Here is a 13,077-nt window from a genome sequence, read left to right as displayed (position 1 = left end):
GAGGAGGAATTTAGAGCCAAAAATTTGGTCTAATTCCTACCCTATTTTGTGAGTTTTTCCCCAAGTCTGTACTTAGGGGTTGCTGATAGCGTAGCGTTAGCCATATATAGAAGTTATTGTAGTTAAATTTTAGCCATTTTACAAAACAAAATATATTTTCCTGCACCTATCTACTGACCTAAAAATGAAAAATAATACAGTCCCCTTATCAAATAGTCTTGTCTCTATTGCTAACCATAGCCAGCCACCTAGAAAACTCTGGCCACGTCGCTTGACTATTTTAAGTTCATTTTGCTCCTTTGGGATGCTGCTGCTATGGGACTGGCTAACTAGGCGCTTGCTACGGAATCAGCAGCTACGAGCCAAAATTTTAGTGCAGAAGCTGATTCATCTGGGTCCAACATTCATCAAAATGGGACAAGTGCTTTCTTGTCGTCCTGATCTCATCCCACCTATTTATGTAGACGAACTCGCAAGTCTGCAAGACCAATTGCCTCCCTTCTCTAATGAACAAGCTTATAAAGTCATAAAAGAAGAACTCGGATGTCCCTATGACCAAATCTATGCGGAACTAGATCCCGAACCTGTAGCTGCTGCTTCTTTGGGACAAGTTTACAAGGGAAAACTCCAAACAGGTGAAATCGTTGCTGTCAAGGTGCAACGACCTGGAATCATAGATATCCTTGTTCTAGATATTTACTTGCTTCAACAATTATCAATTTGGGTGCAAAACAATATTCCATTCATCCACACTAATATTAGTGCTTTGACCGATGAACTGGCTAATAGTATCTTTAAAGAAATGGACTATGTCCAAGAAGGTTTAAATGCCCAGAAATTTGCTCAACTGTACGGTGATTTTCCCCAAATTCATGTGCCACGGATCTACCAAATGTACACCACGAGTCGAGTCCTGACAATGGAGTGGGTCAATGGCACAAAAATCACGTCAATTGAAGTAATTCGCGCTCAAGGATTAGACCCTGCGGATTTAATTTCTCTAGAATTTAAATTTGCTTTACAACAACTGATCAAAGGTGGGTTTTTTCATGCCGATCCTCATCCTGGTAATGTGCTAGTAACTCCCGATGGGAAATTAGCTTACCTAGACTTTGGCATGATGAGCGAAGTTGCACCAGAGACTCGTGACTTATTGATTATCTTCTTTTTACATTTGGTGACTGGTGATTTTCCAGCCCTTGCTGAAGACTTCGTTTTATTGGGATTTCTACCTCCAGAAACTGACTTAGTTCCCTTAGTTCCTAAACTGGCTGAGATGTTTGGCAATGTTCGGGAAAGTAGTATCTCTGAATTGGGTTTCACACAAGTGTTTGAGAAGCTATTAGGTTTAGTTTACGAATATTCTTGGCAAATTCCTAAATTCTACGTGTTAGTTTTTCGATGCTTTGCCACTATAGAAGGAATAGCTCTGAAATTTAATCCTGGTTTTCAGGCTTACAAAGTTGGATATCCCTATATTGCACAATGGTTATTAACCAGGAAATCTCCCATATTATGGGATGCCCTCAGAAATTTCTGGTTAAACAACAAGGCTATTCAATGGGGTTCAGTGTCAGATTTAGTAAATAATATTTATCAAAGTGATGATTTTAACCTTTATCTAATATTAGATCGAACGTTAGATTTTTTATACTCTCCTCAAGGAACTTCATTACGTTATGTTCTAGTTAATGAATTTGTTATCAATCTAGAAAATCTCTCAACAGAAGCTTTCGAGGAGGTCGTAATTTGGACAAGGTCAATAATTACTTCTTACCCTCCTACGACAAAACTCAATAACAATTGGCAGAATATCCAGCAATTTATCATTAAATTTTTACTCATTAACCCTTTAGACTTTATCTCCATCCAGGAATTATCTCAACTGTTTTTGCGTCCAGAAACCCAGCGTTTAGGACAGGAAATAGTTACTCAATTAGGAAGACGGATATTAATACGTTTCATCTAAATCTAAGACAACTTTTTCAGCAAGCCCTAATGAGGTGATTATTGCCATGAGTACGTTCCTAGTCAGCTATAGCAGGTGACTCTTAACAGGTGACAGTGCTAAAACTCTTTTGGTGTCTAAGTTTTAGCATTGGTAGATGTCCTAACCGCCTTGTCTGTTGCTATAGAAGCTTTAACCAATGCTGGGGGTTTAATTCCCCTGCCTCTACAGGCAGCAAGTTTTGATGCCTCAGCTAAATCCCCGTTGCAAAACTTAATTACGAATTACGAATTACGAATTACGAATTACGAATTATTTTAATAATGCTAAAAAACTACATTGACACTCCCCTGGCTAAAGCCGAGGGGATTCTACATTCATCGTCAAAACTTGCTCAACCAGGTTTGCACCCTTACGGGTGATGCCTCCGGCACGCTGACGCGAACGCCAGTCGCTCATGGGGGAAACCCTCAAGACCGCGCTGGCTCACCAAGTAGAGTAGTGGCTTCAACTTCTGTAGCGTTACTTTGGGGATGCCCTCCCCTAGCTTTTGCAAGATTTAAAATATTAACTGCGGCATTTGTATCTCTGTGCAATTCGCATCCGCAACTACATTTATGGGTGCGAGTTGATAGAGATTTTTTGACAATTACGCCACAACTAGAACACTTTTGAGAAGTGTAATGTGGTGCTACGGCTATAGCGATTTTGTCAAATTTAACCGCAAAATATTCAATCCATTGTCTGAACAAATACCAACTAGCATCACTAATTGATTTTGCCAGACAATGATTTTTTACTAGATTTGAAACCCTTAAATCTTCATAGGCTACTAAGTCGTTAGACTTGCATACGTTACGCGCTATTCTCTTAGCGTGTTCAATCCGTTGCCTACTTACTTTTAAGTGTTTTTTAGCATAAAGTTTTCTAGCTTTTTTCCTACAACTAGAACCTTTCCGCTTTTTGTAAATCCGTCTTTGAGAATGTTTGATTGATTTTTCAGCCTTTCTCAAAAACTTAGGATTAGGTTCATGATGCCCGTTAGAGTCAGTGTAAAACGACTCGATACCAACATCTAAACCAATTTCTTCACCTGTTTTTGGTTGAACATCTATAACATCAATACCCACACAAAACTGAGCATAATATCCATCAGCACGACAGATTAAACGCACTCGTTTAATATCTTTAAGTTCATAGTATTGAATATCCCACTTACCTAAAAGTTTGAGTTCACCAATCCCTTTTTTATCGGTAAAAGTGATGCGTCGCTTAGTTTTGTGCAGCTTCCACCCAGATGTTTTGTATTCAACTGAACGACAGTTTTTTTGAAACCGGGGGAATCCTTTTTTACCAGACTTTTTAGATTTGCAATTGTCGTAAAACCTTGATATTGCAAACCAAGCTCTTTCTGCGGCTGATTGCACAGCCATTGAGTTTAATGCAGTAACAAAGGGAAATTCCTTCCGAAGTTCAGTAGAGTATTTATTAAGAGCAAACTTATCAATTTTTAGCTCGCGTGGTGCATCCATCCAAAACCTAATTGCTTTGTTACGAACGAATTGGGTAGTACGAATTGCATCATCTATGGCGTTATATTGATGCTGTTTTCCCTTAACTTTATACTCTAGAACTATCATTAATTTCTTTATTTACGACCTATTAATATAGTAACATAGATAGGAAACAAATAGGAGACAAAATGAAGACTGAATATATAAGAATTAGAACGACACCACGCAGATTTCATAAACTAAAGTTATTGGCGGAGCAAAAAGAATTTTCTGTAACTAGAATGATAGAAGATTGGATAGACAGTCTACCCGATCCAGTGTCTGTGCAGGATAAATCCTGCAACTAGCCTTCATCCCTTGTCTAAAGCCCAGACGTGGCTTCCTAAGTTAGCCACGTCTTCAAGGGTTTTCGGCGTTTTCCTTATAACCTATCTTCCGCACCCTCAACTGTCACAATCGGTTTTTACTCTTTTTTGTGATGATATGAGGATGTATTGTATACCACATCTCAATGAATTAACGGATACATGATGTCGATAAGGCATAATTTATATCCAAAAATCAAGAGAGAATTAAGTGATAATACTATGTGACACCCCAGGGTGCGGAATGTGGGTTATAAGCGTGAATGCCGATTCCTGATTCTTTCCGCACTACCTGTAGGAATGGCCGCAATTAATTTTCGTGTGTATTCTTCTTTGGGTTCGTGGTAAAGACTTTCGGCTGTACCTTCTTCCACAATTTTCCCTTGATTCATCACCAAAATGCGATCGCTCATAAATTTGACCACACTTAAATCATGGGAAATAAAAATATAAGTAAGTTGCAATTCACTCTGTAATTCTTTTAACAAATTTAATACCTGAGCTTGTACTGACACATCTAGCGCCGAAACAGACTCATCGCAAATAATAAACTTAGGATTTAAAGCCAAAGACCTGGCAATACAAACCCTTTGACGTTGACCACCGGAAAACTGATGAGGATAGCGTTTGAGATCATCTGCACTCAATCCTACCCGTTCTAACAGTTCTGCCGCCCTGTCTTGCCGTTGTTGCTTTGTCTTCCCCACCGAGTGAATTAACAACGGTTCCATAACTGCGTCCCCAATCTTCATCCGGGGGTCAAGAGAACTAAAGGGATTTTGAAAGACGATTTGCATTTCTCGTCGCAATTTCTGCAACCTCTCTCCTGTCAAGGTTGTAATATTCTGCCCATCAAACAAAATCTTACCGCTCATGGGTGCGATTAATCTGAGCAAAGTTCTGCCTAAAGTGGTTTTACCACAACCTGATTCTCCCACCAATCCCAAAGTTTCTCCGGGATAGACATCAAAAGAAACAGAATTTACCGCCATATTGTAGGGCTTTGTCCTACTTAATACCCCCCGAACCGGAAAGCCAACTCTCAAGTTGCGAATCTCCAGCAAGGGTTTTTGGGCGGTGAGATTTGCCAATCTTTGGTTAATCTCTTCGCTAGTTACATTTCGTGGTTGTACTGGTTCTTTGGACTCAATTACTACCTGCCCGTTTGCGTCTTCCTCTACACTCATATAATCAGAAACAGTCAGCAATTTTTGGGGACGACGTTGGAGAGTGGGACGACAAGCCACCAGTCCCTGAGTATATGGATGTTGGGGGTGACTAAAAATTTGTTCGGCTGCACCAGCTTCGACAATTTTACCTTTATACATCACTGCTACTTGGTCAGCAATTTCCGAAATTAGCCCCAAGTCATGACTGATAAAAATCATACCCATATCACGGCTTTGCTGCAATTCCCGCATCAAGTCAATAATTGTTGCTTGTACCGTCACATCTAAAGCTGTGGTAGGTTCATCAGCAATTAACAATGATGGGTTACAAGAAATAGCCATTGCAATCATAACCCGTTGTAACTGTCCTCCAGAAAGTTGATGGGGATAGCGTTCCAACATGGCTTCTTTGTGTTTTTTTACCGACTGTGCTAATTGGAACCCATTTGGCTGCAAGTTATTAAAATACTGCTGTTGAATTTCTTCATCACTAGATAGAAGTTTAACTTCTTGTAGACCTGCGATCGCAATTCTTCGCGCTTCAATTGCATTCACATTCTGATGACGCATAATTGCTTCTGTCAGCTGAAACCCAATATCATAAACCGGGTTAAGTGAACTCATCGGTTCTTGAAAAACCATAGCAATGTCACCACCCCGATACAGCTGCATTTCCTGAGGAGGTAAAGCTAATAAATCAATAGGTTGGGCATTTTCCTGAGGACGAAACCAAATTTGCCCCCCACTCACTTTACCGGGATACTGCAACAGACCCATGACAGCTAGGGCTGTAACTGATTTACCACTCCCTGACTCTCCCACTATCCCTAGAGTCTCACCTCGATTTAACTCAAATGTGATACCATCTACAGCATTAACTTTGCTGCCATCACCGGAAAATTCAACTTGTAGATTGCGAACCTCTAGGACAGTTTCTTTCATGAGTACGGGGGTATTAAATTTGAATACAAATTGACAGGTGTGCGGATTGCTATATTTTACAACTTAGGTAAAATTTCTGGAATCAAATTACCTGGAACTTTTGATAAAGCTAGATTTTGTCCTTGTATCCCTAATTCGTTGTGGAAAGTCCGGATGGCTTTTACTATGTGATTGAAAGTTGTTTGATAAGGTTCTGTATGTTTACTAAAACCCTGTAATGCTTGCACATGATTTCCTAGGGCTGCTTCTAAATGTTGAGAAAGTAGTTTTTTGTCCCCAGTAAACGAGCTATCTGTTACTAGTTGATAATGAGCTAATCCCAAGTTATTGTGTGTTACTAACAAATCAAAACTTAAGCCTGTATCACTAATTGAGTCAGCCAGATTAATACTTTCTTCATAAATATTAATGCACTTTTGCAGATAGTTTTGTCGTTCTGCTTTGGATATTTTCGGTAAATTCGCTATGTGCCAATAAGCAGTACCAAGATTATTTTGGGTAGCTGCACAGGCATGAGGAACATTAACTGGTGTGCGATATTTCAGCGCTTCACGGTAGACATCAATTGCTAACTGTAGGTTTTCCAATGGTTTTTCATATTGGGATAAATTCCAATAAGCAGTACCAATGTTGTTTTGAATCATGCCATACTTGAGCGGTTCATCTGCGGGTTTGTAGTGAACTAGTGCTAAATTGTAAGCAGCGATCGCTTTCTGGAGATGCTCCACTGGTTGACTATGTTGTCCTAAATGCCAGTAAGCAGTCCCCAAATTATTCTGACAAGCCGCATACTTTAAAGGATCAATTTCCTCTGTACGATAAATAAGCGCTTCACTATAAGCCACCACAGCTTGCTGCCAGTTTTCCACAGGCTGAGAAAACTTGGCTAAATCACCGTAAGCTGTAGCCAAATTATTCTGCACGCGGGCATAAATTTCTGGTTGGGTATCAGGTGCAATTAATTTGATTGCTAATTGATAAAATTCTATTCCCTGTTCTATATAGGTCTGTCCCTCTTGGGTATTTCCTGGTGTGCGGTGTAGCATCCAGTAAAGTGTCCCCAAATCATTCAAAATATCTGGAAGTTGTGGAGAACAGTCGTCATAGCTAACAGCTTCCTGATAAGCCAGAATTGCCACCATTAAGTTTTCTAAACTGGACTGTCCCTGCTCAACCCGGAGACGATATAAATTTCCTAAGTTTTCATAAGCTACTGCTATTTCTACTCCAGAAGCTTTAATTTCATGTAGTTTTTCAATTTCCCAGAGAAGTTGATGTGGTTGCCAGTTATGATACGCATCTTCAGCAATATCGGTGTGAAGTGTTTCCGTAATTAACGATTTTAACTCGTCACTAATATGCAAAAAAGATGATATTTTAGGGATATCATTTCTATTGGCAGATATACGAGTTGCTTTCTGTGGTTGATTTTCAACTTTTTCTGTAAATGGTTTTTGCTGAAAATCATTAATCTCAGTCACCTGAAAATCTTGGCTAGTTTGTTCTGGTAACTCTTCGAGAATATCAAAATTGCTGACATCTCCACCTCGCCAATTAGACAAATTTTCTGGATGATCTCGATTATCTACCGCTGGTGTCGGTTCTCCAGCAAATACAAATATACCAGTCCGACAATTCCAAAATTTTGGTGCTGATTGCTGAATCGCATACAACCACGGGCGCGGTAGCCAAAACAGCAAGCTGGACTCCAGAAATTGACTAGATTCTTGGTTAGCAAAATACTGCTCGCTTAAACGGAGATAGTGCAGAAACGAACGTTGTACGGCTACTGATTGCTTAGTCAGCAGTTCTACACCAACAATTTGAAATGCTGGTATTGGTAAAGGACGACCAGGGGTATCTTTTGACTCTCCCACAATCGGTGGAGGATAATTTGCCAACCATTGGTTTATTTGCACAATCGGATTAGGATCGCTTAAATTCAACCGCAATGTGACTAATCGTGGATAAGCTGGTGTACTGATTGCACCTGTATTTGCTGGTTGATTTAGCACTTGCCCGACAGGATAAGCCAAGGTGGAGTGCAATCGAGTCGCCACTTGATTTCTTAAGTGTAAATCATCACATACACCAAAAAGGATTTGTCGCCGTAAGCCAAGACTCAAGGCCAGTTTTAGACGTTGATATACTTGCCTATTCCAGGCAAAAACATCTGTGGGTAAAGTTTCATTCACACTCATGGTGGCTACAGCGCCGAAAGATAGTATACATCCTGAAGGAATGCATTGGAGACTACTGAAAAAATCTCATTATTCTGATTTTCTAGTTAATGTTTTCTGCTCAGGATGAATCGAGTTCTAAAGATTTAATATGGTAAACACAAGTATATAATTATACAATTACAATAATATTATAACAAAATATGAAAAAATTAGGCTCCTTCTCACATTGGAATCTGAGAAGCCAAAAAATTCACCCTTTTAAATTTAGGACTGAAGATTCAAAATCCAAAATCTAAAATCTGGCGTTGCTGATAGCGTGGCGTAGCCATATTGGCGTATAATTTTTGGAGGTAGAAACGTTCCATGGGTAGGGATTTTCGGCTCTACAAAGGTATTAAACGGGTGAAAAATTATTTTGATGCCCAAAATCAGCAACGCCTAAAATCTAACTAACGTTGGAAACAGAGAAGGCGACAAAAATTAAGCCACCAACTAAAAGCGCCGCCGCAATTCCTAAGATAATATAGGTACGCTTTTGCCCATCCGTGGGAGGTTCTGCTTGATAAACCTTGGGTTCACGGGCAAAATTATTGATAAGACCGCCTTCTTCGTTTGTATAAGGCATGAAGTGATTCCTTGTTATTTTCTTTGATTTTATGTTACATAATTCTAGATTTACTCTCATAATTATAGATAAATCGTTACATTAATTAAAACTAAAAGTTAATGATTCTGAATTCATGCTCAAAGATTGACAAAATCAATAATATGTGTCTGTTACATCTACTGACTAAACAATTCAAAATTCAAAATTCAAGGTTTGTAGTCAGGTCTTTAGACCAGCTATCTCCTGTATTCGATGCATCACTATATTCTTAGCTCCTTTGCGGTCAGCCTTTAGCGATACAAATTAGGGCTAAAGCCCTAACTACCAGCCAGTTTCAAAATTTGTTACCTTACTTAGCATAGTTTGATTTATTTTCGCCTACCTAAATATATCAGTTTTCCGGGATAGGATTCATTCCTAATTGAGCGCGAATTTTAATAATTGGAATATCCCAAAACTGATCCCATTTTTGGGCGATGAATTTGCTGGGAGTATGAGAACCTAGATAGTAGCCGCGAGATATTTCCGTCATTAAAGCTTTAAGTTTAGCAGGTTGATAGAGACTAATTAAAACCATACCAAAACTGACAAGCATGATGCTGATAGGAATAGCAGTTTGTGCTAAAACAAAAGCTTGTAAACCAAGTTCTCCAGATATATCAGTCTCAAATCCTGCAACTACATGATAGATATCATGGGTTGTTCTCCAGAGCATTTTCAGATAAGAAATATCATCAACCACAGGAACTTTCTTATAGAAGTTAGGATCAAAACCTCTAGCTTTCATTTCCGTAGCATAAACATTTCCTAAAGTTCCTTCAGACAGTTTACTTAATTCATCTAAATCTATTGGTGCAGGTAGCCAGCGTTCTGTGAATAAAGCTTGAACTTCTGGAATTTTTTTAAGTTCATCTACAGCTAATTGTGCTATTTCTGTTTGATCAAGTGCATCTTCAAAATTAAAAACTGGATCAGTTCCATCATATTGGGTTCTCAATGCTCTTGATGCCAGAAATTGAATGTAGGCTAATAATCCTTTATCGTTATTGTAGGTAATCACATTATCCATGATTATTCTCCGTTTTGAGAAATAGCAGGAGTTAGATTTTGTGAACAGTGAAAATATGCCTCTTTAATTATTGATGAGATCAGAAGTATTTTTCATATATCAAATGGAAGAGGTAATAAGTAGGTGGCATAAATAATTATTGTTGAGGATTAGACAGGGAATAAAAGTATTCCGGGTTGACTTTTTTTTCAAGACTTTGTTGGGTTATGCCATTGCTCAACCCAACCTGCTTTTTGTTCTTAACCGAACTACAAGATTGGTTAAAATTAACTAGTAATTGTTCCCGTCACCGGTGAACTAGCACTAGCGTAATCTTTCCTTGGCATTCTTCCGGCTAAATAAGCCATACGACCGGCGACAGTTGCTAAATTCATTGCATAAGCCATTGCTGAGGCATTTTGAGCCAGTGCGATCGCACTATTAATTAATAACGCATCCGCCCCCAATTCCATCGCCTCAGCCGCTTCTGAAGGCGCACCAATGCCCGCATCTACTACCACAGGTATATTGGCATTTTCAATAATGATCTGAATATTGGCAGTAGTTTTCAGCCCTTGTCCTGAACCAATAGGTGCAGCTAAAGGCATGACTGTTGCACAGCCTACCTCTTCTAACCGCTTGGCTAACATGGGATCAGCATTAATATAAGGCAATACCGCAAAACCTTCTTTAACTAACTGTTCAGCAGCTTGCAAAGTGCCAATGGGATCTGGTAATAAATATTTAGCATCAGGAATCACTTCTAACTTGACAAAGTTATTATCTTCCTGTCCTAATAATTTCGCCATTTCTCGTCCCAAACGGGCAACGCGAATGGCATCTTCTGCGGTTTGACAACCAGCGGTATTTGGCAACATCCAAATTTTACTCCAATCCAAAGCTTCCGCTAAACCTTCATGTCCTGCGGCTTTAGTTTGGACTCGTCGCACTGCTACAGTGACAATTTGGCAACCACTAGCAGCGACACTTTGCTGCATTTCTTCAATACTGCGATATTTACCAGTTCCCGTCATCAAACGAGATTTAAAAGTTTTGCCAGCAATAATTAATCCTGAATCTTCAATGTGGAATTCTGATGATGGTAAAGATAAATTGGTAGATAAATTGGTGCGATTGCCGTTAGTAAAATTAGCAGAATGAGTGAGCATAGATGTAGTAGATGCCTGAGATTGGAAGCGTGAATAGTGAAAATTAGTCAATAGAGAATCGGCTGTTTGTGACCAAATCAAATCAGCAATTAATGTGGCTGTGATTGGTGCGAGTAAAATGCCATTACGGTAATGACCAGTAGCTAAAGTTAAATTGGGACAATGGCTATTTCCCAAGATAGGTAATTCATCAGGTGTCGCTGGACGAAATCCCCACCAAAGTTCTTGAATCGGATAATTCTCTAATTGGGGATAAAGGCGAATTGCTGCTTGGAGTAAGCTTTGAATCCCACCTGGGGTGTTATGGGGAGTAAAGCCCACATCTTCACTGGTTGCACCCAGAATAATAGAACGATTGCGCCGGGGGACAATGTAAATATTTTCACCAAATAAAACCCTTGTTAACGGTAATTCTGGCAAAAATTCTGGTACTCGCAAACTGAGCATTTGTCCTTTGCGGGGACGTATGGGTAAGGGTAACAGTTCATTGACCCAAGCACCAGCGGCCAAAAGATAATGTGCAGCGCTAATTAAGCCAGTATTTGTTTGTACACCGATAACTTGTCCTTGCTGTTGTGCGATCGCTTCTACTTTAATTCCATCTTGGAGTTCTACACCCAAAGAATGAGCCGCTGTACGTAAAACTTGAACTAAGGCGCGATTGTCAACTTGACCATCTTCAGGATACCACCAGCCACCAATGACATCTGCTCCCAATCCTGGTTGATATTGCCCAATTGCCGATTTGTCTAACCAATAAGCAGGAGATTGATCATTGGTTCTCGCTTTTGGTTGTTGATAAACTGGTGCTAGGATGCCACAAGGCCAATAACCTGTGCTTAAACCAGTCAATTTTTCCAGTTTAGCAGTCCATTGGGGATATAAGGCACGCGATCGCCAACACAAAGAAAGCATTGCCTCATTGGGGATATTTTCCGCATCAGGTGCTAACATCCCGGCAGCAGCTTGGCCGGCAGCAGTCGAGAAATCGCGACAAAGCACGGTGACATTTGCCCCGCGCAATTTGAGTTCAATGGCGCAAGCCAAGCCGATTACGCCACCACCGATAATTAAAACGTCAGTAGTCATTAGTCATTAGTCATTAGTACATAACTAATAACTTATCAGGGGTAAACAAAGGGCTGGTGATTGGGGAAAATGTGATTGAATATTCGATTTTGGATTGCGGATTTTGGCTGATATTGAATTAACCCCAATCTTAAATCTCAAATCTAATCAAATCTAAAATTTATCTCCCCATCTCCGTTTCCCTAGTCACCAGCTACCACAAAGCCCGAATTGGTTCTTTGTCTTGATTTGTGTCACCTAAACCACTGTCTGTTGAGACTGATTGAGTATTAGTAGTGGATGTATCCGTATTGCTTGTACTTGGTGTATTATCAGTGGTAAGTGACTCAGTAGAAGCATTATTTTGAGCTACGCTGGTACGGCGAGTTTCACTATCAAAATCGTTACTAGCGGTAGTTTCAGAATTACTCCTAGTAGTGGTTTCAGAATCGTTACTAGTAGCAGTTTCAGAATCATTCCTGGTAGCAGTGCTATTAACATTAATATTAGCTGGGAGGACGCTAGATGCTCTACGACCAGGGGGAACATTAGCGGTTTGCTGCCCACCCATGGGAAAATTAATACCTAGCAACGTACCCAACAAAATCGCCACTCCTCCTGCCATTAAAATCAGGGGTGTCCATCTACCCATCTTGTTTGTCTCCTTTTTAACTTTCTGGTGTCCAAACTAATTGAGAACCTTGACCCCAAAATCCATCAAATTTTGTGACTCTTACATCACCCAAAACCTGAGTTTGACAAGCTAAACGCAAATCAGTTGTGGGAGAATGGGGAGGAAGCGAACGCCGTGTTTGATCACGCCAATTCGCTACGGATACTTCGCCTTCTACCTTAACCGCACAAGTACCACAACTGCCAAGTCCCCGACAGTTAATGACCTGAGAACCGCCGTTGTAGAGGTCAACACCATTGTCTAACAGAACCTTGCGTAAATTGGCTTGGACAACACACTCAACGGTTTTACCTTGAGCTAGTACCTTGGGCATCTTTAGATTACCAAACTCGCTTTTTGTTGTATATTGGCACATCGCTTCAAAGTTGTC

The 13,077-nt window shown here is 40.0% G+C and carries 10 protein-coding genes; 2 read left to right on the top strand and 8 right to left on the bottom strand.

Annotated features, from left to right (window positions below; translation table 11 throughout):
- The first annotated feature begins 184 nt into the window (after positions 1-184).
- The gene (locus tag ANA7108_RS0102050) at positions 185-1,969 is read left to right on the top strand and encodes an AarF/ABC1/UbiB kinase family protein (protein ID WP_016949095.1); all 1,785 of its coding nucleotides are present in this window, start codon (positions 185-187) and stop codon (positions 1,967-1,969) included.
- A gap of 129 nt (positions 1,970-2,098) precedes the next feature.
- Positions 2,099-2,269, top strand: coding sequence for a hypothetical protein (locus tag ANA7108_RS30010; RefSeq protein ID WP_016949094.1), 171 nt, complete (start codon positions 2,099-2,101; stop codon positions 2,267-2,269).
- 149 nt (positions 2,270-2,418) lie between these two features.
- Here ANA7108_RS30010 and ANA7108_RS0102040 read toward each other — a convergent pair whose 3' ends face one another.
- From ANA7108_RS0102040 to ANA7108_RS0102005, 8 genes are all read right to left on the bottom strand, one after another.
- Complete coding sequence (locus tag ANA7108_RS0102040) at positions 2,419-3,588, bottom strand: RNA-guided endonuclease TnpB family protein (protein ID WP_016949093.1); 1,170 nt, start codon at positions 3,586-3,588, stop codon at positions 2,419-2,421.
- Between the two features lie 490 nt (positions 3,589-4,078).
- Positions 4,079-5,938 carry an ABC transporter ATP-binding protein gene (locus ANA7108_RS0102035; RefSeq protein ID WP_016949092.1) on the bottom strand — a complete coding sequence of 620 codons (1,860 nt, stop codon included), beginning with the start codon at positions 5,936-5,938 and terminating at the stop codon, positions 4,079-4,081.
- Positions 5,939-5,994: 56 nt separating this feature from the next.
- Positions 5,995-8,139 (bottom strand): tetratricopeptide repeat protein, encoded by a 2,145-nt coding sequence (locus tag ANA7108_RS0102030; protein WP_016949091.1) that lies wholly within the window; start codon positions 8,137-8,139, stop codon positions 5,995-5,997.
- A gap of 427 nt (positions 8,140-8,566) precedes the next feature.
- Positions 8,567-8,746 carry a photosystem II assembly protein Psb34 gene (psb34, locus tag ANA7108_RS0102025; protein ID WP_016949090.1) on the bottom strand — a complete coding sequence of 60 codons (180 nt, stop codon included), beginning with the start codon at positions 8,744-8,746 and terminating at the stop codon, positions 8,567-8,569.
- Between the two features lie 373 nt (positions 8,747-9,119).
- Positions 9,120-9,797 carry a Coq4 family protein gene (locus ANA7108_RS0102020; RefSeq protein WP_016949089.1) on the bottom strand — a complete coding sequence of 226 codons (678 nt, stop codon included), beginning with the start codon at positions 9,795-9,797 and terminating at the stop codon, positions 9,120-9,122.
- A gap of 266 nt (positions 9,798-10,063) precedes the next feature.
- Positions 10,064-12,034 carry a glycine oxidase ThiO gene (thiO, locus tag ANA7108_RS0102015; RefSeq protein ID WP_016949088.1) on the bottom strand — a complete coding sequence of 657 codons (1,971 nt, stop codon included), beginning with the start codon at positions 12,032-12,034 and terminating at the stop codon, positions 10,064-10,066.
- 193 nt (positions 12,035-12,227) lie between these two features.
- A complete protein-coding gene (locus ANA7108_RS0102010) occupies positions 12,228-12,665 on the bottom strand; it encodes a hypothetical protein (protein ID WP_016949087.1) in 438 nt (145 codons plus the stop codon).
- Positions 12,666-12,681: 16 nt separating this feature from the next.
- On the bottom strand, positions 12,682-13,020 hold the full coding sequence (locus ANA7108_RS0102005; protein ID WP_016949086.1) for a 2Fe-2S iron-sulfur cluster-binding protein: 339 nt from the start codon (positions 13,018-13,020) through the stop codon (positions 12,682-12,684).
- Between the last annotated feature and the right edge of the window lie 57 nt (positions 13,021-13,077).

Source organism: Anabaena sp. PCC 7108, from assembly GCF_000332135.1.
Lineage (GTDB): Bacteria > Cyanobacteriota > Cyanobacteriia > Cyanobacteriales > Nostocaceae > Anabaena.
This window is presented reverse-complemented; position numbering and strand designations above follow the sequence as displayed.

Bases quoted from the DNA above. Each gene is read 5' to 3' on its own strand.
- psb34 (WP_016949090.1), bottom strand. From the start codon at position 8,746: ATGCCTTATACAAACGAAGAAGGCGGTCTTATCAATAATTTTGCCCGT.
- ANA7108_RS0102035 (WP_016949092.1), bottom strand. From the start codon at position 5,938: ATGAAAGAAACTGTCCTAGAGGTTCGCAATCTACAAGTTGAATTTTCC.
- ANA7108_RS0102010 (WP_016949087.1), bottom strand. From the start codon at position 12,665: ATGGGTAGATGGACACCCCTGATTTTAATGGCAGGAGGAGTGGCGATT.
- ANA7108_RS0102020 (WP_016949089.1), bottom strand. From the start codon at position 9,797: ATGGATAATGTGATTACCTACAATAACGATAAAGGATTATTAGCCTAC.
- ANA7108_RS0102040 (WP_016949093.1), bottom strand. From the start codon at position 3,588: ATGATAGTTCTAGAGTATAAAGTTAAGGGAAAACAGCATCAATATAAC.
- thiO (WP_016949088.1), bottom strand. From the start codon at position 12,034: ATGACTACTGACGTTTTAATTATCGGTGGTGGCGTAATCGGCTTGGCT.
- ANA7108_RS0102005 (WP_016949086.1), bottom strand. From the start codon at position 13,020: ATGCCCAAGGTACTAGCTCAAGGTAAAACCGTTGAGTGTGTTGTCCAA.
- ANA7108_RS0102050 (WP_016949095.1), top strand. From the start codon at position 185: ATGAAAAATAATACAGTCCCCTTATCAAATAGTCTTGTCTCTATTGCT.
- ANA7108_RS0102030 (WP_016949091.1), bottom strand. From the start codon at position 8,139: ATGAGTGTGAATGAAACTTTACCCACAGATGTTTTTGCCTGGAATAGG.